This window comes from Paenibacillus sp. FSL F4-0087 (assembly GCF_038020215.1).
GTDB classification, from domain to species: domain Bacteria; phylum Bacillota; class Bacilli; order Paenibacillales; family Paenibacillaceae; genus Paenibacillus; species Paenibacillus taichungensis.
Genome location: NZ_JBBODJ010000001.1, coordinates 1,625,724 through 1,645,394 on the forward strand (window position 1 = coordinate 1,625,724; position 19,671 = coordinate 1,645,394).

Here is a 19,671-nt window from a genome sequence, read left to right on the forward strand (position 1 = left end):
AAGCTGAACTATAAATGTTACACCTTATCACTCCGATTGCAGTACCATTTTCCGATCGCTCTTATCCCCAGATTTTCATCATTCCCTTTGTCCAAGGGAAAAAATCCGGTGATAAAGGCGAACGCTTCGCTTCTTCAAATTGGTTCTGCACTCTCCGTTTAAGTGTAAAATTGAGCTTCAACTTATATAGACGCCTGCCAGGCTACTTGTTCTGATCCTTTATAGCTCGGTAACGGTAACACCTGCTGCTTTGTAGTAGTCCTCATTCACATTGTTAAGAATGTTGGCCTTCATTCGAATGCCGACTCCGGCAAAGAGTCCGATTCCATTCGTGTTACCTTCGATTCGGTTATTTTCAATCAACACATTCTCCGGGTTTCCTTCGCCAATATTGCCCGCTCCAGCATCGCCTTTGTCGCGCTCAAGCCGCACGCCCCAGTAGCCGCTGGCAGTATTGTTACGGATCACATTGCCGCGTATTACTGTACCCGGTCCGTTCAGCACTTTGATTCCTGCCGCATCGGCAATCGTGGTTGTACTCTCGATGAGATTATTCTCGATTAATGTATCCGGGGTGCCCATGGTTACCGAAATGCCGATTTGGCTGTTTGTGATCGTGTTGTCATGAATGTAGTTCCCTTTGCCCGACTTGCTGTGGTTGCTGGGTGCTGAACCCCCTGTATTGCCAAGTCCGATCCCTGCGCCTGTCAGCACATCGGTAATGAAATTGCCTGAGATTTCATTCAAATACTCCAGTTCACCATGAAGATCAATAGCATCCAGCTTTGTTCCGTTAAATGTATTGCCACGCAGTACGTTGTTATGGGCAACAAACTGGATCAACGCTCCATGTCTGAGATAAGGTCCCTCAAACGTACTGTTCTCCACCACATTCCATATCGTATCATTGTCAAAGCCGAGCCGATCGGTCTTGGCCGTTCCCTGAATGGAAATTCCGTAGCCTGAACCCCCAGGGCCCAGATCTGTTGCATTACGGAATGTTGCATGCTTCACAACGACATCTCGGCTGTGTTCGATGCGGATAGCCATTCGTTTGAATTTCTCCACAATTACACCGTCGATCGTAATGTCATACGATGGTCCCTCACCATAGTTGGCGATGTGGATCATGCTATCCGGCCCCCCTGCGGAGGGATTGTTGGATTTGTGATCGGTTGTGTAGCTGCCAGACCAGGATGATGTTATGGTCATGTTGGATACGAGAATGCTGTGCTGAGCCGATGCTTTCAGGACGGCGCTGCCCGTCACCTGATCCAGCGATGTCTTGAGCACGGTTCCTCCACTGCTCTCTCCTCTCAGGTTCACCCCGGATTTGAGGATCAGGTTGGTGGTTCCATCCGGCCCGGACAACAAATTGTACACTCCATTAGGCAAAAACACTTCATCACCAACGTTAGCTTCATCAATGGCGGCCTGTATTGCAGGTCGATCATCACTCGTATTATCAGCCAGATCTGCTCCGTAATCCCGTACATCAATCGTACGTCCGGTTACAGCATGAGGAGAATGGATAGTATGCGGTGTTCCATCTGCCTCCGTCAGACCTGGGGCGATAAAGGGCACCGTCCCTTCAGGTGGTTGGGGCTCAATGTACGGAATCAGGGCAACAGGCGTTCCTCCCCCTGCATAAGGGGCATACAGATGCACATCGGTCAGACTCGTATAAATACTGGAATCAGAATTGCCATGCCCAGTGATCCGTACATAACGTGCAGAAGTGTCCGGGATATCAAATGCCTGCATTTCTGTTGTATCCCCACTGCTTTCGCCATTGAATACCTGGGTCCAATGATTCCCGTCAACAGACGTTTCTACCTCAAAAAAGGTCTTCCTGACATCCCCTTTGTAAAAACCAATCCCAACATAGCCCACTTGCTGAGCCTGACCCAGATCAAACGTGATCCATTGCCCCTCTCCGGCAACAGACCAGCGTGTATAACTGTTATTGTCGATGGTATTGGTCGCCAGGTTGCCATCGCTACCGCTTGCCGAGACGAAAGCAACAGGCAAGGATGATACCGGAAAGGCAAGGGTGGTTATATCGGTTGATAAAGCACTGCTGACGTTGCCGGCTTCATCAATCGCCCTCACTTGAAACGTGTACGATGTTCCGGCTGCAAGTCCGCTGTCACGAAATGACTGTTTGCCTTGTTCAGCCAGCAAAACTCCATCCCGATAAATCCGGTAGGCAGATACAGCTGTATCATCGCTGGCCGCTGGCCATCTCAGTTCCGTAAAATCCGTTCCCCAGTTTCGAATCTCAAGTATAGCTCCCTGCTCCCATTCTGGTGACTGCGTGTCACTGCCTTCTTCGATTGAAGCAATGACCGATAACTGTGGACGCGGATTACTCGTTCCGTTGGCTTCCTTGGTGTATACGTTCACGGAAACACCTGTTGATTCCGCATCTGCGAGCAAAAATGCAACCTGCCCCGCATCTGAACGACTCTTCACATAATCGGTTACATCCACTTCATAGACGGCTGGGCTTCCATTACGATCTGCCGTGACCTGGAATTTGCCAAGCAGCGAACTTTCGCTGAGACTTTGGACCGGAGCATTCGACCAGGTTAACGATGATTCGCTCCAGTCTGTTTCATCCAAACCGTAAAGAGACAACTCTGTATCGATATTCGATGTGCCTTTCTTGGCGGCAATCCGTAGCCGATACCGATCTCCTTCTGGCTCATTTCCGGACATATCAAATTTGAAATATACATATTTCTTGGTCGATAAAGTGGAAGAGATGCTTAGTAATCCGGTGCTGGAGCCCGTGGCCTGATTAAAATTCAGATCCGGCTTGCTGCTGTCAATCGCCGCATCGTCGCTTGGCAGTTTGCTGGCGATGACCTTTTCAATCAACGGTTTTTCTTCTTCCTCTTCTTGATCTCCAGGCGAAGTGTCTTCGGGATTGTTTTTGAAAATAATGGGCTCCGTAACAATCCGGTTCTTCACATGTTCATCAAGGAAGGTCCATGCCTCCGCATTGGCAACCTCGGAAGCCGTTCCTGTAAATCCATGACCCTGACCGGGTACGACTTTCATATCCACAATCGAGACACCCGCAGATTGGAGCTGTCCCGCGAAAGTAACACTGTCGGTGTAAGGAATGGTGGCATCAGCATCACCGTGCCGAATCCAGAACGGTGGATCATCCGGTGAAGCATACGTGCCCGGCATGGCAAGTCTGGCCTGCTCCGGAACATCGAACGCACGATGCCCGCCAAGCAGAGCTGTGACCGAGCTATAGTTATTGGCAAATGTCGTCGTAAAATCAGCGGGTCCGTACCAGTCGGCGACCGCCTGCACTTTGTCGGAATACTCAGGCCATCCGCCAGAACCTTCAAGATCAGGTACATCTACCGTCACCCCTGTATCGAGCTCTACAGTGTCACCAGCGACCATGTCTCCTGTTGTGCCGAGTAATGCAGCCAGATGGCCGCCCGCAGATGATCCCCAAACGCCGATGCGACTCGGGTCCAGATTGTACTGGGCTGCATGGGCCCGCAAATATCGGATAGCGAGCTTTACATCCTGAATCTGGGCAGGGAACGGCGCCTCAGGCGTCAGCCGGTAGTCCAGAGATACACCGATATAACCGCGTTTAAGTACATAATTGCATATGGAGTTCAATGCCTGCTTCCGGTCCCCGTGATTCCATCCACCTCCATGGATATAGACCATGACCGGCATCGGTTCAGCTGCCGCTGTCTCGGGAACAGCAATGGATGAATAGATTGCTCGCCCACCAGCCGTGCCAATCTCCACATCCTCGTATAAAGTCACTCCTTGTGGTGGCGTAAATTCAGTATTCTCCTCTCCAGGCGGCACTGGGGATGGGGCAGGCGTTATACCGGGAATAGCCTGACCGTAAATGGCAACATTGTCAATATACATGTTGGCCTGCATGGCATCTCCTGTCCGAAAACGAATTTTCACTGTGCTGTTATTGTTCGCTTCCGAACCCAGCGTCCAGCTTTTTAGCGTATTCCCTTCCTTGTTCTTCACGTCAGGAGTGCCTGGGGGAAGTTCAAATGTCTCCAGCGTTGCCCAGGAACTGCCTCCATCCTTCGACCATTCGATAATGATGCTTCCGCTTATATAGGACGACGCACGTGTGTAGTAGCTCAGCCGAATATTTCCGTATCCAGTCAGATCAAGTGGCAGCGCAAGTGCATCTGTTCCGTCAATCTTGATCATGTTGGGCAACGAGGGGGCGGTTGTGGAAGACGATGTTTTGGCCTTACTTCCACCTCCCCCTTCCTGCAGCCAGGGAGCTCTCAATGCAATTCCGCCTGTAGAGCCAAAATTGTCCGGATCATCAAAGTTTTCCGCGTAAATCTCCAGCTCTGGGCCCTCCGGATCTGGGATATTTTCTTCCTGTGTAGCATTGAAAATAGAGCTAGGATCAGCGTCTTCCATCGCCCGGACTTCATGCACGGGAACGGTAATACCGCTAATGAGTATGACAGACATGGCAACAAGTACAACACGCTTCTTCCACGTTTTGAACACGTCATTCACTTGTATCCCCTCCGTATTCAGCTGACTCACTACACTGGTTCCATCCCGCTTAGTTAGCGACGCGGTGCCGACACGCCTTCACCTTTTTTAAATTTCTCCGTGGCTTCCTCGATTGCCCGATCGCCGCCCTTGGATTTCCATTCTTCTACCACTTTCGGCCAATCGGAAATTGGCTCCTTACCATAAACCATCTTGATCATGTGTGTGAGCAATACTTGAGGAGGTGTATCCGAATTGGGAGCAATATCGGGATTCTGTACAAAAGCTTCCAAACGCGGATCAAAGTTGATGCCATCCCGACCTTCTTTGGCTAAGATGGTATCGTAAATATTCATCAGCTTTCTGCCTTCCTCTGTCAGCGATAACGAGCCTTTATTGTACGTTGTGTCCTGTACGAACCATAAGAACGACTGACGGTAACGCTCTTCGTCCACACCAGCAGAGTCTGTTGGCGCTGTGTATGAAATCACGCCATTATCCTCTGTATAGGTCTCTCCTTCTGTGCCGTATGTGAAAAACTTTTCGGCTTCGTCAGACACCATCCAGTTAAAGAAACGGATAATGGAAGCCGGATCAGCTGCATCCTTATTAATAAAATAGGCACGTGTCACCGGACCGTACAAATAATAACCGCCCTTTCCGTCGGGGCCGACAGGGGAAGGAATAATCTCGATTTTAGCATCGGGAACCGACGCTTTAATCTGCTTCTCCCATTGGATCAGTTCGTTGGCGTTCATGGACCACATGCCCGCCTTGCCAGAGAGAATCGTGTTTTTGAATACGGTGGAATTGATGGTCGCGAACTCTTTGTTGATCAGCCCTTCCTCGTACATCGTCTTATAGACAGTGAGGGCTTGCTGCATATTCTCGTTATCCATGAACTTCGGTACAACCTGGTCGCCCTGCTGCTCCATCATGGACAGGAATTGCTGTACGTCATAGGCACCGAAAAAGGTATCTGCATATTTGAAATCCTCACGCCCCATATATGGATTCTCCACGCCGAGCTTCTTGAAGGCGCGCAAGACGTCCATCGTTTCCTCAACCGTAGTAGGCACCGGTAGTCCCGTTTGATCCAGCAGATCCTTGCGAATCCAGGTTGCCCGGCGGGATGGATTGGATAAATATTCGGGGATGGCATAGATATGGCCGTCATGAGTTACCTGGTCCCAGGCTTCCTTCGGTACGGCTTTGAGCAAATCTTGCCCGTACTGCTGCAACAGTTCATCCAGCGGCTGAAATACTCCAGCTTCGACCGAGCCGGCCATCTCTTTGCCGTTGACGCCTCCGTCACCCTGCACCACGTCAGGAATATCATTGGTGGCAAACATCTGAACCATTTTCTGTTCATATTCCTTATGGGGCACCAGGACAATTTTCAGATCGGTATTCGTCAGATCCTCGAGTTTCTTCACCCATTGATCCTTGTTAATGTCTGGTGACTTCTCCACATACGTATACGCCAGCGTACGTAGTGAAATGGAGAATTTTGTTTTGCCGTCTCCCCCGCCCTCACCGGATGCCGCTCCGCTGCCTTTGTTGCACCCCGTCATGACAGCTGCCGCCAGCAATAGCGCCATGCCTGAGACCATCCACTTTTTCATGCTACCCCTCTTTTCATCCTGATTTAGGTACCACTCGTTGATGAAGCGCTTTCAAATAGATGTTAAAACATCCCCACCGCCTGCAACAATGGGGATGTTTTAGATGAGATTGCGTTTTCTTTAGGTCAGCACTCCCTAGTACGTCTTGGATACCTCGATCTTCTTCGTTACACCGTTGTCGGTAAAATAGAGATGGATGCCGTGATCCTGGTCATCAATGAAATAGGGGACATACTTCGGCTCCTCGATCTTATATGGTACCAGCAGCGTTACAATTCTATGGCTTGAAGCAGGGCGCGTTTCTGCGCTCAGATGATAATGTCTTTCCAGCCCTTCGTACTCTTTCGGGTCCACCTCTGCGAATTGATCCGTCTGGCTGAGCGACAACTCACCGGAGGATGCATATACAAACGTGCCCTCAAGCCCCGCCTTATTACCGTTCAGACGGAAGCTCTGCCCTTTCAGCTGTAGCGGGTGCAGTGCATGGAATAGCCATTGAACGCTGTCCGGCTTTTCCAGGTCAATGTGGTCCACAATGACGAAATAGGATGATTGCAGAAAATGAATCTCCCGTATAACACGCTTCACATGGGGCACGGTGCTGGCATAGGCATCGGTCGCTACCGCGCGCACATAGCCATCGCCGTCCCGCCAATAGGCCTCTTCGATCTGCCCAGTTGCGGCCATATTCAGCACCTTGTTGTTCTCAGCATACTGACCTGTTCCACCAATCAGCAGGTTGTTTTTGGAGCGAGTCTGCCTGCGCCATTCCCGATGAAAGGAGCTGCCGTGCGCGATATAATAGCCCGTATCCGCCGCGAGCGGCTCACCGAATGCATGCAGGGTAAAGCTGTTCTGATCCGCATGACTGTGGCTGATGGAGCCATAACGGCTCGACTTGAGCAGCAGCATAACATGCTCATCCGGATCGTCCATCCGGTGATGCATGGCTACCCACCCCACATCACGGAACCACTTAAGTGGCTCGATGTCCACAGGCGACTCTTCCTCCACCTGCGGATAATCGTGGCGGTATACCAGATCGTCAAAGTTAAAGTCCCACCAACCGTAGTTATAAAAAGCTCCCTCTGTCCCCGGATCGGATTGGCGAACACGCTCAAAGTACCACTGGTACCAGCGGTTGCCTGTAACACCTGCCAGTTGGCGGACAAGATAGCCTGTTTTCAAGTTTACCGGGTCACCCAGCGTAGACTGATCTCCAAAGCTGGCGCGACGAGCATCGGGCGGGTACACATAGAGTGGAAAATCCCCGGTACGCTGGAAGAACGGCCGACGGAAGAAGTCGATGCCCGCATAGTTTCGCAACAAATTCATCGCTTCGGTCACATAGGCCATGCCTGTTGTCCAATACATTGGACCTTCGGCCCAACCTCCATCACTTCCTCCCCAAGGGGAGTACAGACAGGCATAATAATCGATCGCATAATCCAGCCACTCTGCAGCCTGCTGCTCCTCATGCAACAAGGCCATACAGCAGGGCACAAGCACGGAGGATAATGAACGCACGGCATGGCTGTCATAAGGCACATGATGGATTTTCGAGCGAACCATCACATGCTGGGCCACCTGTTCTGTCCGCCGCAGCAAGCTGCGCCTTACCACCTCTTGCTCATCACTGGTCAACTCATCATGCAGCCAATCATAGCCCCAAGCGAGCGCGGCGGCGACCCGAAAAGCCGCCTCATCGTTATAATCACGGGAGGTCGTTCCCTCCGTATCCCAAGCCGCCACATGCAATAGCCAGGTTTTGGCTGCTCCAAGCAACCGTTCGTCACGTAGCACCCGCCCAGCGATGCTGAGATGACGAATCGCATATAACGTTTTCTGACAGTCAATGTACATTTGCCTCCAGAGCGGAGCGACACGTTTGTTCTCCGGGTAAGGCATCGGTTCGCTGATCAGCTCGCGGTTGGCCCACGGTTCCACAGATTTCTCCATAAACACATCCCAGCCGCAATATGTAGCATCTGATGCAATACCATCCGCAAGTGTCCTTAGCCCACTCTCTCCGAGCCAAAGCCGAGGGTGAGACGTGTCCGTGGCAACATACCGCTGAGCTCGAGAAGGTAACGGTGTCTCTGGCAATCCCGCTGGTACCGTAAACCGCCTCACCTCACTCCATGCCGAAATTTCCTGCTGCTTACCCAGCACGGCGTCCGCTTTGACTTCGCTATCTTGCTGCACTGGTTGATCTACAAGCAGCGCATATCGCCAATAATACTCCCTAGGTTGCAGCACCCGGTCAGGCGTGAAAAAGTTATACGGGAGCGGCGCAAAGGTCATCGTCTCTTCTTCCTCAAAAGAAGGCCCCACCGACACCTGCAGCAGATAAGCATTCTCATCCTCTTGCTGCGCCGCCATCCAGGTAAATCTCGGCGGATTTTCTGCCAGAACGGTATGTTCATCAGGAGCGTAGTCCACATGGAACGGCCCGCTGATTGGTTGGTACAACGGTCTTTCTGCAAGCTTCCGCTTCACTTCCATCGTATCGTCCCCTCCTTATCGCAATGGTGTTGCATCAACGCATGTACATTCCGCCATTGATTTCAATCGTTTCTCCCGTTATAAAAGAACCCAGCTCGGAACACAGGTACAGCGCCGCTCCTGCGACATCATCGGGTGTCCCTTCCCGTCCAAGCGGAATGCTGCTTACGGCAGAAGTTCGGCCTTCCGCCGAGGTGAACGTAGCATGGAATGCCGTTTGCCCAATGAAGCCCGGTGAAAGGGCATTGACCGTAATCCCGCCTGGAGCCAGTTCTTTGGCAAGCCCTTTGGTTAACGCAATGATGGCCGCCTTGGAGGCTGCGTAAATAGCTGCACCCGGGCCGCCTCCATTATGAGCCGCTACCGAGGTCAGATTGATAATTCGGCCGCCTCCAGCCGCCCTCATGCCAGGAATGACCGCTTTGGATACAAATACGGCGCTCTTCAGATTGACATCCATAATCCGGCTGTAAAGCTCCTCGCTCATCGTTTCAATGGGGCTCCGTTCCACCAGATGCCCTGCATTATTAATCAACAGATCAATCGGACCGCCGAAGCGGAGTGTGATATCCCCAACCATCGATTCTATGGCATTCGTATCGGTCACATCTGCCTGAAATGCAGCTGATTCACCGCCAGCATTCCGGATGGCGGCAACGACCTCCTCCGCCCGATCCATATTATGCAGGCCATTCACAGCCACCTTTGCTCCGCAACGTGCCAATGCCCCAGCAATGGCAGCACCAATTCCTCCGCTGGAGCCGGTAACCAGCGCAATTTTGTTCTGCAAGTTGATATTCATGTTCTATCTTCCTCCCTTTTATAGATTTAATTAAATCCGCTTGCTATGCTGATCTGCGGGAAGCGCCATCGTAATGGTCGTTCCCAAGCCTTGCTCACTCTCAATCATCAAGCCATATGTTTCTCCAAATACCAGCTGAATCCGGCGATGAACATTCATGAGTCCGATGCCTCCGCGATGGTATACATCATCGGAATCTTCGCCTGCCAGACGATTCAATTCCAGACGGTCACGCAGCTTCTCCAGGCGTTCCTCGCTCATGCCCATACCATTATCCTGGACGATGACAAGAAAGCGATCTTCCAGGCGCCGAGCATCGATACGGATAAAGTGACCGGGCTCCATGCCTCGTGGAAATGCGTGTTGTAGCACATTTTCGACCAGTGGCTGAAGAGTGAGTCGAACCATTTTTTCCAACAACAGATCCGGTGCAATGATGACCTCAACTTCAAGCTCCCGATCCATGCGATGTTTCATGATGGAAAGGTAGGCCAGCACATGCTTCAACTCATTGGCAACCGTAATTTCCTCCAGATTGGTCTGAATGGAATAACGGAGCATATGAGCCATCGATTCCACCATCTGTGCAATTTCTTCGGAGTCCTGTACGACGGCATAACATTTGATCGTTTCCAGGGTGTTGTAGAGAAAATGCGGATTGATCTGCAACTGAAGCGCCTGAAATTCCGCACGGTGCCGTTCCAGCGCCTCCTGCTGAAGCTCGATTTCTGACTTCTGGCGGCGCAGCTCCGACTCGTATACACTCTCAATCATGTCCGACAGGCGGCTGACCATCAGATTATAGCTGCGGATCAGCACACCAATTTCATCGCGCCTTTCCTTCATCTCCACCTTGTTCCAGATTCCCTTCTCCGTCTGTCTCATTCCGTTCATCAGCACACGAATGGGTTCCACTTGAGATGCTCCGATCCGGTAGGCCACGACAAGCGCAGCGAGCAAGGTCCCTGCACCAACCCATAAGGTGGCCGAACGAATCGTTGCAATCGGTCTTTGCAGCTCCGATAGCGGTACGGAAGCGACAAAGCGCCATCCCGAATATGCCGAAAGCTCCGATATGAGCAGCCGTTTGGTGCCATCCGTGTTCTGTTCCAGTGATCCTGCCTCCATGTGCATAAGCCTGTTCACAGTGTTGGACGGCATCGCTGTCTGCGCCTCTTCATCCCCGGGTGTGTAGATTACAGTTCCGTTCTGATCCATCACATACTGATACCCACCTTGACCGAGGTCGAGTTCTCCCCATATTTTGTCAAGCTCCAGCACATTTACTTCCATCGCCAGTACTCCGTTAGGCGTATAGGAGGACACCCCTCTAATCCGGCGCGCAATCGTAATCACATTGGCACTCTGTCCACTGCGAATACTCCGGGTAAGCAATGTCGATTCGCCATTTGCAGGAGTTTCAGCCAGCAACTCCTTATACTGCTGTGCTGCGTCGATATCCGGTATGCCGGCTGAATTCTGGTTGTCATCAATGACAACACGCCCGTTTTCCCCAATAACATATAGGAACTTGATCTGTGGGTATAACATAAAAACAGGCGGGAACACGTTCGTCTTAATCTGACGGCTGTACTCGTAATAGGCATAACTGTCCTCCGAATTCATATCGAGAAAGTGCTTCACACTTCCGTTCGAGAGGATGGAGTAGGTTGCACGATCATAATTTTGCAAATACAGATCAGTCTGGTACGCCGTATTGCGCATCGTTTGGGCGATGTTGTCCGCAAGCTGGTCATTCATTTCAGTCGAGGCATAGGTATAGGTAAACAAGCCAATGGCGGACAGAGACAACGTAATCACGACGGCAAAATGAAAGAACAGGCGGATGGACAGGCTGCGCTTCATCATTCAATGCCCAACTTGCTGCGGTATTCGGACGGTGTCAGTCCGGTAATTTTCTTGAATGTTTTCGTAAAATGGGGATGGTCCGCATATCCCACTTCATAGGAAATATCCGTAATCCGGTTGCCCGGCTGTTCCAGCATGCGTTTGGCCAGTTCCATTTTGCTGCGTATCCGGTATTGGATAAAGGTCTGGCCTGTCGTCTGCTTGAACAGCTGGCTAAAGTAGGACGGGTTAAGGCCCAGCTTGGCAGCAATCTCGTCCAGCGAGACTTCGCGGCGCAAGTGCTTCTCCAGATAGGCTTTTGCTTCTTCCACCGGATGTTTGCGCTTGCCACTGCGCTTTTCCTTGATCGTCTTCATTAACGTGTGGATCTCGTTGCCCAAAGCCTCGAAGCACTCTTTTGAGGAAGCGCTTTCATTAATCTCGCAGGATGTACTCATCGTTCCGTTGCCACGTGCGTTCATCCGGGCTACAATCAATTCCAGCAATTCCTGAAAAAGCTCCGCTGTCTGCTCAGGCATTAAGGAATATGCCGGATAACGACCAGACCAAGCTGCGAGCAGCTCCGTTACATCGGACTGCCGTAACTCCCATATGGCCTCTTCCAGACGCATCGCCCAATCATTCAGCTCCCTCACGGGTACAAGAGAAACCGTAGGTTTATCCTCCTCGGTGGCCAGCAATTTGAGCAGCAGTTCATGAAGCTCCTGTCGTCCCACAGGCTTTAGCAGATATCGCTTTACCCCATAATCCATACAAGCTCTTGCATATTCAAAGTCCGAATAACCGGAAACCACAATAATGCGCATCGTACTTCCTTGCTCGGATAAACGTCGGCACAGCTCAATACCATCCATCGTCGGCATGCGGATATCCGTAAACAGGATGTGTGGCCGAAAGGCCTCTACCACCTGAAGGGCCTCTTCCCCATGCGCAGCCTGCCGAATCTCACAGTCGAACAGTCCCGCTTGCTTGATCATTTTTGCCAGACCCATCCGAATCATCGGTTCATCGTCCGTAATCAAGATTCTGAACATCGCCATTCCCCCGTTTCCGTCAGATCTGTATGCTTCTTGTACTTAAGATTTGACGGAGCCGACCATGATTCCTTTTACAAAATGCTTTTGCAGGAAAGGGTAAATGATAATGATCGGCAAGGTGGCGATGATAATGGTTGCCATTTTGATGCCTTCCGGCGATGTATGTGCAAGAGTGCTATAGACGGCAGAACCTGGATCGACGGAAATATCGTCACTCTCAAACAGCTTCTTGAGTGTTACCTGGATCGGCCACCAGGCCGGATCATTCAGATAATAAAGCGCGGTGGAATAGGCATTCCAGTGGCCCACCGCATAGAAAATGCCGAGTGATGCCATGGCTGGTTTGGACAATGGGATGACGATACGCCAGATGATGCCGAATTCCCCACAGCCATCGATGCGGGCAGCATCGATCAGTTCACCCGGCAGCTGTGCAAAGAAAGAGCGCATGACGAAAAAGTTAAAGGCATTAATCGCTCCTGGCACAATCAGAACCAGCGGATTGTTGACCAGATGCAGTTCCTTCATCAAGATGAAGTTCGGAATGAGCGGCGCCGAGAACACAACGGTCACCAGGACAAACATGACAACCAGGGAGCGCCCCTTGTACTCTGGACGGGAAACGGGATACGCCAGCGATGCCGTTGCAGCGAGATTGACCAGCGTCCCGAACAACGTCACCCCAACCGATACCGCAAATGCCCGCCAGAACGAAGCATCGCCGAATACATATTCATAATTGATCCAGGTAAAAGCAACAGGCCAGAAGCTGACCTTTCCACCCATGATCGCTTCCGAGCTGCTAAGAGATTGAGCCAGCACATTAATGAAAGGCAGAATCATCGTCAACGAGAGCAGCGTAAGAAAAACGAGATTTCCAATGCGGAATATACGGTAACGGACACTGGGGGTACGCATCTATCTCGCCTCCTAATACAGGCTTTCGCCGGTTGTTTTTTTGCTGAAGAAATTACCGAGTAGAACAAGCATCAAACCCACGACCGACTTGAACAACCCGATAGCCGTTGTATAGCTGTATTGCTGTGAGAGCAGGCCAGCTTTGTAAATATACGTATCGAGAATTTCGCCCGATCCCAGATTGAGCGGATTCAGGAATACGAACACACGCTCAAAGCCCAAATCGAGGAACTTCCCGATGTGCAGCAGCAGCAGGATCATAATCGTCGGCAGTAATGATGGCAGAGTTATCGACCATATTTGCTTCAAACGTCCGGCTCCATCTACCTCTGCCGCCTCATACAGATCGGGATTAATGCCTGCAATGGCAGCCAGGAAAATAATCGTTCCGTAACCGGAGTCGCGCCAGATCCCCGAACCGATCAGAATGGAACGAATGTACGAGTCTTCTCCAAGAAAGTAGACCGGTTGCATGCCCAGAAATCCAAGTGCCTTGTTCACCACCCCGGCATCCATCGAGAAAATACCCATGAAGATACCACTAATGACGACCCAGGACAGGAAGTGAGGCATGTAAACAATCGTTTGCAGCAATCGCTTAAACACAATCATGCGTACTTCATTCAGCAGAATGGCCAGTAAGATCGGAACCGGGAATGCAATCACCAGATCATATAGTCCGAGCAGAAGTGTGTTGTTGAGAATTCGTAAAAAGTCATAATGGCTGAACATCTTCTGGAAATGCTCCAGGCCTACCCAATCACTTCCGGTAATGCCTTTGAAAATGTTGTAGTTCTGAAAAGCAATGATCGAGCCGAACAGAGGCACATATTTGAAAAGAAAAAAATACAGAATGCCCGGTACGGAGAGCAGATATAGTATCCGGTACCGCCACAGATAACGTCCTGCATCTCCGAGCCGAGTGCCCAGACCAGACGAGTTAAGTCTGGCTGTTCCCCGGCTTGGCGGCGCAATATCCGCCGGCTTCACGTCTTCTCCCCTCCTTGCTTCTGTGATTGCATGGCTTTCAAATTATCAGGAACGTTCTCATCCCATGGGATTTCATTGAATTCAACGGAAATATAATCTGGCTCCCGGTCGATAATACGCGAGAGCTCGCGTGTGAACACCTCCACTATCTCCTGCTTTTGCTCATTCGTCCTGCCTTCATACAGCCTGATCGTAATTTCTGGCATCCGAGTTAAGCTCCCTTCACCATATAATGTAAACGCTTCAACAACTTCATCTTAGCGTTCCTGTGAGAGAGCAACAATGGACTGTCTTTTCGTTCACTTGTGTTTTCTTTAGGTGGGGATGATGGTGGAGGGCTAATATTTCGGATGGGCTTATGACAAACATCACTTCCTTCCTCCCCATTCAATGATACATTTGTTTACGACCAATTGACCAAATAAGTAATCCGGTCAACTCTGAGTTGTCTTTTATCATTGCATACGATCAGGAGGTGCATATGCCATGAAAACTATCGATCGAAGGCAGCAGGTCATGGACTCTGCTGAGAAATCGTTCGCGTTGTTTGGATACAAAGCCACTACAATGGAGCAAGTTGCAAGACTGGCTAATGTGGGCAAAGGTACGATCTATACTTTTTTCGAGAACAAGGAAGAACTGTTCGGAGAGATCCTCCACTCGATCATTACTGATATGAAGCGGATTACAGAGCAAACTGTGCAGGACGACAAACCATTTCTTGAGAACGTACACCAGAGCATGGACGCCTTACTGGAGTATAGAGAGGAACATGAGTTGTTAATCAAGCTGTTTCAGGAGGTGAACGAGTTCGGCACGCCTCAGGCGAAAGAAGGTTTGCAGAAAGTAGAGACAGCCATTCTCGAATATTTAGAACGTCAAGTTCAGCGCGCTATGGAACTAGAGCAGATTCGCGTGGACGATCCCAGACTGGTCTCTTTTGTCCTGCTGAAGTTGTATGTCACCTTAACTTCCGATTGGAACAAAGCGCATCCTTCGCTGCACAAGGATCAGATCAAGGATTTCGTGGGCCTCTTTCTCAAAAGTGGATTATCCCCTACATAAAGAAAGATGTGAATATGAATCCTTTATCAATTAGAGATAGATATAGCAACAGAGTAGCGTAATGATGGGGAGAGAACATGATGAAATCATTCACTGTATTTGGGCAGGATTTGAAATCTGCCTTCAAGAAACCAAAAGTATTTATTCCGATTCTCGTGGTGCTGTTCATTCCGGTACTGTATAGCGGTCTGTTCCTCAATGCGTTCTGGGACCCTTATGGCAAAATGAATGAACTGCCTGTTGCCGTGGTCAACACGGATCAGGGGGCAACCTACAATGACAAATCGCTGGAAGTCGGACAGAATCTGGTCGATGAATTGAAAAAAAGTGATGACTTCAACTGGCAATTTGTGACCCGAGAAGAAGCCGAGCAAGGCTTGGAAGACAACACATATTACATGACGATTGTTATTCCGGAGGATTTTTCCGAGAAAGCAACTACTCTGATGGATGACCATCCACAACCGGCAGAGCTGATCTATGAACCCAATGAAGGATACAACTTCCTAGCGGGTCAGATTGGCGGGACAGCGGTCAAACAGATCAAATCCAAAGTCTCTGCGAAAGTGACGGAATCATATACGGAAACCCTGCTGGATCAGGTAGAGAAAATCTCTAGCGGTTTGGCAGATGCCGGAGACGGCGCAGGTCAGATCAACGAGGGTGCGGTTAAGCTGGATGAAGGTGCCTCCAAGCTGAAAGAGAACCTATCCAAACTGGCCGATGGAACCAACAAACTCGAAACAGGCATTACCCCGTTAAAAGAAGGCACGAACACCTTAGCTCAGGGTATTAATGAGCTTCATACAGGAGCCAGCTCCCTTTCCAAGGGTTTGTCCCAATTGGCGGCAGCAGGTACGAAGCTTGGTGACGGAGCAGCACAGGCTGAAGCTGGCGGCAAAAAGTTACAGGTTGGGATTCAATCTGCTCAGGAAGGAGCCGCCCAATTGGATGCTGGCTTGGCAGCAACTGAGGATGGCAGCGCCAAGCTGACCGCGGGATTGCAGACTTCAGTCGGCGGCAGTGGCAAAGTAAGTGAAGGTGCCAAGGCCGTTGCGCAAGGTCTTGCCCAATTAGCTGAAGCCAGTCCAGAATTAGCTGCTAACCCGGCTGTACAACAGTTGCTGGCAGCAAGCCAGGCTGTTGCCGCTGGTAGCGAACAGGTATATCAAGGTGGACAGCAATTGCTTGAGGGCAGCCAAAACCTGCAAGCTGCGCAGCAGCAGCTGCATCAAGGCAGCAGCCAGTTAGTGCAGGGTGAGAAGCAGCTTCTAGAAGGAGCATCGCAATTGTCCGCTGGGCAGGTACAGCTTGCGACTGGCCTCCAGCAGTTCAACGCCAAGTTGTCTGAGGCTGAAGCTGGCGGAGCCAAACTTTCAGAGGGTTCGAGTCAATTAAACGCAGGTGCAGGGAAACTGGTTGATGGGTTGAACCAACTTTCAGATGGGATCACCACCATTGCCGATGGTTCCCGCAAGCTTGATAACGGCGCAGGAGATTTAAAAGAAGGTACTGCCAAGTTGAGCGACGGCTCTGGTGAGCTAGCCACCAAGCTGAATGATGCCGCCGATCAAACAGGTAGTGTGAAAAAGACGGATGAGCTCGTAACGATGTATGCAGAGCCTGTTCAGGTGGATGAACATAAACACAATGAAGTGCCCAACTATGGTACAGGATTTTCGCCATACTTCCTGTCATTGGGACTGTTTGTCGGGGCATTGATTGCAACGCTGGTTGTACCAACTCGCAGCAGCTCGGTTACCGATGCGAGTGGCTGGAATCGTTTTGTGAGCAGAACGCTGGCTTTCACGATCATGAGTGCCGTGCAGTCCCTGCTCGCTTCCTGGCTTGTCTTGTCTGGCTTGGGACTGGAAGTTCAAAGCGTGCCTTTGTTCCTTTTATTCAGTTTCGTTACCAGCCTGACCTTCATGTACATCATTCAGGCTCTGGTTACTTGGTTGGAGAATCCCGGCCGCTTCCTGGCGATCCTCATGTTAATCTTCCAATTGACCACCAGTGCAGGTACGTTCCCGTTGGAGCTCATTCCAAATTGGCTGAAAGGTTTCAATCCATGGCTGCCAATGACCTATTCGGTAACCGGGTATAAAGCGGTTATTTCGAGTGGACAGTTCAGTGTGGGATGGGATCAGATCGGAATTCTGTGCATCTTTGCGGTGATTGGTCTGGCGGCTACCTTTGCCTATTTCATGATGCATCGCACAAATGAGGTCGAAGAAATAAATAGTGAAGCAGTGCTTCACGTGTAGGATGGAAACATAAAAAGCAAGGCCTGTTGTAAGCAACGCCCTCGCCTCAATAACAGCGGGTGTTTGCTTATACACGGCCTTGCTTTTTTTGATCATGAAGAAAAAGAGGTAGTAAACTGCTCAAACACTTAGTATGTAGAAGTAACATTGGTACTTACCACAAAAGTAAATAGCAGTACAACTATAATGAGAATAGCATAGAGAGCCGTCCCAATAATCCCACAGACGAGACCCGCAATGGCCAAACCTTTCCCCTGTTCCATACGAATTCTGAGTTCTTTCAGTGCCAGCGACGCAAATATGATAGCTACGATACCAATAAAAAATCCCAAGTATGGTATGGTGAGCGACAAAATCCCCAAGACAAGAGCTGCGATAGACTTGCTATTGGTTTTTGGTACTACATAAGGTGGTGGCGGAACCGGATCGCTATAATAACGATCCATATCATTGTGACGTTGATCCAAAGGTAAATCCTCCCTGTTTATTAAGTAGTCTTATTATACTTGATTAACTGGAAAAACATGCTCCATTATTTGTAAATATTCCGATTTTATTATATTTATTTACTTATTTGTCCGGAAACACGAAGCATTTAAGAACACAGGAATTATGATATTCTATTTTAAGTATAAGGAGGTTTATTATGTATAAATTTGCGCCTTTTCTATTGTCGCTTACTTTTCTGATGACGGGTTGTAGTGAAACGGATAAATCGTCCGATGCTTTGAAGTCGGTAGAGCTTCATGAGGAAAATATCCAAACTATCAAGGAACTACGTGAAGAAAACGCTCGTCTTCAGGAACAGATCATTCAACTTCAAGAGAACGTACATAGCGAGGAGCTCAGAGACAATTTAAGAGAAACTCTAAACATGACGTTTAAACTGATCGATGCCATGGAGTCTGGTGATATTGCGTATATTGAGTCCGTATCTTCCCCCAATGTAGTTATTTCCAAAAACAGCAGTACCATGATTATTTATAATGCAGGCCACTCCTATGAAGTCGATATCCTTAAAGGCATACAGTGGGATGAATTCGAATTTAGAGGTTATGACCAAAAGGATGCGGACCACTTCATGCTGTTCATAGCCAAATACATCACGACAAAGGGTTCGGAAGGAAATATCGCATATGAGTTCTCTTTTGTCCGTTCCCCAGAAGGAAATTGGCTATTTGACGGTTACATCTCTTGAATGAAACTTATTCAAAAAAATACGTGATGCTACATTTGGATGTAACATCACGTATTATAAAAATTTCTATGTTTGCTTACCCTTCCACTTCCACCCGCTGCAAGAACGTGCGCGTGCGCTCCAGCTTGGCATTGCCAAAGATCTGCTCCGGCGGACCCGCCTCGGCGATTTCGCCGTTATCCATGAAGAAGACGCGGTCAGCGACATCGCGGGCAAAGCTCATCTCATGGGTGACGATCATCATCGTCATATTCTCCTGTGCCAGCTGCTTGATGACACGCAGCACTTCTCCGGTCAGCTCGGGATCGAGTGCCGAGGTCGGCTCGTCGAACAGCAGAATGTCGGGCTGCATCATCAGTGCGCGTGCAATAGCTACGCGCTGTTTCTGTCCACCGGACAGGTTAGCGGGATAAGCATCCGCCTTGTCAGACAGCCCTACTTTACCGAGCAATTCCAAACTGCGCTGCCGGATGATCGCTGAGCTTTCTTTTTTCAACGTCTTCGGTGCCAGTTCCAGATTCGCCTGTACCGTCAGATGCGGAAACAGGTTGAAATGCTGAAAGACCATGCCCATGCTATCCGTAATCTTCCGAATATCCGCGGCACCTGCATACGATCCGTTCTCAGCCAGCGCCTGGCCTTGGATGCGAATGGTGCCACCCGAAATATCCTCAAGATGAATCAGGCTGCGCAGCATCGTACTTTTACCCGAACCCGAAGGCCCGATTACGGCAATGACTTCACCAGGCTCCACGTTGAACGATACCTGCTTCAGCACATCAAGTGTACCGAATGATTTTCTTAATTGATTTACTTCTATAATATGTGTCATATGCAGACAGTCCTTTAATTGATGAGATTAGATAACTTT

At 49.9% G+C, this 19,671-nt stretch carries 14 protein-coding genes; 3 read left to right on the plus strand and 11 right to left on the minus strand.

Translation table 11 applies throughout. From position 1 onward, the window contains the following. Window positions 1-219: 219 nt before the first annotated feature. The 9 genes from MHB84_RS07770 to MHB84_RS07810 all read right to left on the minus strand — a co-directional run bounded on the left by MHB84_RS07770 (window position 220) and on the right by MHB84_RS07810 (window position 14,476). Entirely contained in the window at window positions 220-4,575 is a 4,356-nt protein-coding gene (locus MHB84_RS07770) for an alpha/beta hydrolase fold domain-containing protein (protein ID WP_256716860.1), read from the minus strand. Window positions 4,576-4,598: 23 nt separating this feature from the next. Then, window positions 4,599-6,149: an extracellular solute-binding protein gene (locus MHB84_RS07775; protein ID WP_179087188.1), complete on the minus strand. Its 1,551-nt coding sequence runs from the start codon at window positions 6,147-6,149 to the stop codon at window positions 4,599-4,601. A 135-nt stretch (window positions 6,150-6,284) separates the two neighbouring features. Continuing rightward, window positions 6,285-8,654, minus strand: a complete 2,370-nt coding sequence (locus MHB84_RS07780; RefSeq protein ID WP_076290282.1) for a DUF4962 domain-containing protein — start codon at window positions 8,652-8,654, stop codon at window positions 6,285-6,287. 34 nt (window positions 8,655-8,688) lie between these two features. Continuing rightward, window positions 8,689-9,456, minus strand: a complete 768-nt coding sequence (locus MHB84_RS07785) for an SDR family NAD(P)-dependent oxidoreductase (protein WP_076290283.1) — start codon at window positions 9,454-9,456, stop codon at window positions 8,689-8,691. A 30-nt stretch (window positions 9,457-9,486) separates the two neighbouring features. Beyond that, the gene (locus tag MHB84_RS07790; RefSeq protein ID WP_076290284.1) at window positions 9,487-11,325 is read right to left on the minus strand and encodes a cache domain-containing sensor histidine kinase; all 1,839 of its coding nucleotides are present in this window, start codon (window positions 11,323-11,325) and stop codon (window positions 9,487-9,489) included. Beyond that, window positions 11,322-12,359: a response regulator transcription factor gene (locus MHB84_RS07795; RefSeq protein ID WP_076290285.1), complete on the minus strand. Its 1,038-nt coding sequence runs from the start codon at window positions 12,357-12,359 to the stop codon at window positions 11,322-11,324. Before MHB84_RS07795 ends, MHB84_RS07790 begins: the two co-directional genes overlap by 4 nt. 42 nt (window positions 12,360-12,401) lie before the next feature. Next, window positions 12,402-13,280 carry a carbohydrate ABC transporter permease gene (locus MHB84_RS07800; RefSeq protein ID WP_063567831.1) on the minus strand — a complete coding sequence of 293 codons (879 nt, stop codon included), beginning with the start codon at window positions 13,278-13,280 and terminating at the stop codon, window positions 12,402-12,404. 12 nt (window positions 13,281-13,292) lie between these two features. After that, window positions 13,293-14,210 carry an ABC transporter permease gene (locus MHB84_RS07805; RefSeq protein WP_076290455.1) on the minus strand — a complete coding sequence of 306 codons (918 nt, stop codon included), beginning with the start codon at window positions 14,208-14,210 and terminating at the stop codon, window positions 13,293-13,295. 56 nt (window positions 14,211-14,266) lie between these two features. Next, window positions 14,267-14,476 carry a tautomerase family protein gene (locus MHB84_RS07810; protein ID WP_076290286.1) on the minus strand — a complete coding sequence of 70 codons (210 nt, stop codon included), beginning with the start codon at window positions 14,474-14,476 and terminating at the stop codon, window positions 14,267-14,269. A gap of 280 nt (window positions 14,477-14,756) precedes the next feature. Here MHB84_RS07810 and MHB84_RS07815 point away from each other — a divergent pair, with 280 nt between their 5' ends. Both MHB84_RS07815 and MHB84_RS07820 read left to right on the plus strand, forming a co-directional pair. Then, window positions 14,757-15,335 (plus strand): TetR/AcrR family transcriptional regulator, encoded by a 579-nt coding sequence (locus MHB84_RS07815; RefSeq protein ID WP_076290287.1) that lies wholly within the window; start codon window positions 14,757-14,759, stop codon window positions 15,333-15,335. An 80-nt stretch (window positions 15,336-15,415) separates the two neighbouring features. Further along, on the plus strand, window positions 15,416-17,602 hold the full coding sequence (locus MHB84_RS07820) for a YhgE/Pip domain-containing protein (protein WP_076290288.1): 2,187 nt from the start codon (window positions 15,416-15,418) through the stop codon (window positions 17,600-17,602). Between the two features lie 128 nt (window positions 17,603-17,730). Here MHB84_RS07820 and MHB84_RS07825 read toward each other — a convergent pair whose 3' ends face one another. Then, window positions 17,731-18,048 carry a DUF4190 domain-containing protein gene (locus MHB84_RS07825; RefSeq protein WP_076290456.1) on the minus strand — a complete coding sequence of 106 codons (318 nt, stop codon included), beginning with the start codon at window positions 18,046-18,048 and terminating at the stop codon, window positions 17,731-17,733. A 200-nt stretch (window positions 18,049-18,248) separates the two neighbouring features. On the opposite strand from MHB84_RS07825, the gene MHB84_RS07830 reads away from it, so the two are divergent. Further along, window positions 18,249-18,800, plus strand: a complete 552-nt coding sequence (locus MHB84_RS07830; RefSeq protein WP_076290289.1) for a hypothetical protein — start codon at window positions 18,249-18,251, stop codon at window positions 18,798-18,800. Between the two features lie 76 nt (window positions 18,801-18,876). Here MHB84_RS07830 and MHB84_RS07835 read toward each other — a convergent pair whose 3' ends face one another. After that, entirely contained in the window at window positions 18,877-19,632 is a 756-nt protein-coding gene (locus MHB84_RS07835; protein WP_076290290.1) for an amino acid ABC transporter ATP-binding protein, read from the minus strand. Window positions 19,633-19,671 lie beyond the last annotated feature (39 nt).

What these genes read in the sequence shown, in the direction of transcription:
- MHB84_RS07775 (WP_179087188.1), bottom strand. Translation starts at nt 6,149, where the DNA reads ATGAAAAAGTGGATGGTCTCAGGCATGGCGCTATTGCTGGCGGCAGCT.
- MHB84_RS07780 (WP_076290282.1), bottom strand. Translation starts at nt 8,654, where the DNA reads ATGGAAGTGAAGCGGAAGCTTGCAGAAAGACCGTTGTACCAACCAATC.
- MHB84_RS07785 (WP_076290283.1), bottom strand. Translation starts at nt 9,456, where the DNA reads ATGAATATCAACTTGCAGAACAAAATTGCGCTGGTTACCGGCTCCAGC.
- MHB84_RS07790 (WP_076290284.1), bottom strand. Translation starts at nt 11,325, where the DNA reads ATGATGAAGCGCAGCCTGTCCATCCGCCTGTTCTTTCATTTTGCCGTC.
- MHB84_RS07795 (WP_076290285.1), bottom strand. Translation starts at nt 12,359, where the DNA reads ATGTTCAGAATCTTGATTACGGACGATGAACCGATGATTCGGATGGGT.
- MHB84_RS07800 (WP_063567831.1), bottom strand. Translation starts at nt 13,280, where the DNA reads ATGCGTACCCCCAGTGTCCGTTACCGTATATTCCGCATTGGAAATCTC.
- MHB84_RS07810 (WP_076290286.1), bottom strand. Translation starts at nt 14,476, where the DNA reads ATGCCAGAAATTACGATCAGGCTGTATGAAGGCAGGACGAATGAGCAA.
- MHB84_RS07815 (WP_076290287.1), top strand. Translation starts at nt 14,757, where the DNA reads ATGAAAACTATCGATCGAAGGCAGCAGGTCATGGACTCTGCTGAGAAA.
- MHB84_RS07820 (WP_076290288.1), top strand. Translation starts at nt 15,416, where the DNA reads ATGAAATCATTCACTGTATTTGGGCAGGATTTGAAATCTGCCTTCAAG.
- MHB84_RS07825 (WP_076290456.1), bottom strand. Translation starts at nt 18,048, where the DNA reads ATGGATCGTTATTATAGCGATCCGGTTCCGCCACCACCTTATGTAGTA.
- MHB84_RS07830 (WP_076290289.1), top strand. Translation starts at nt 18,249, where the DNA reads ATGTATAAATTTGCGCCTTTTCTATTGTCGCTTACTTTTCTGATGACG.
- MHB84_RS07835 (WP_076290290.1), bottom strand. Translation starts at nt 19,632, where the DNA reads ATGACACATATTATAGAAGTAAATCAATTAAGAAAATCATTCGGTACA.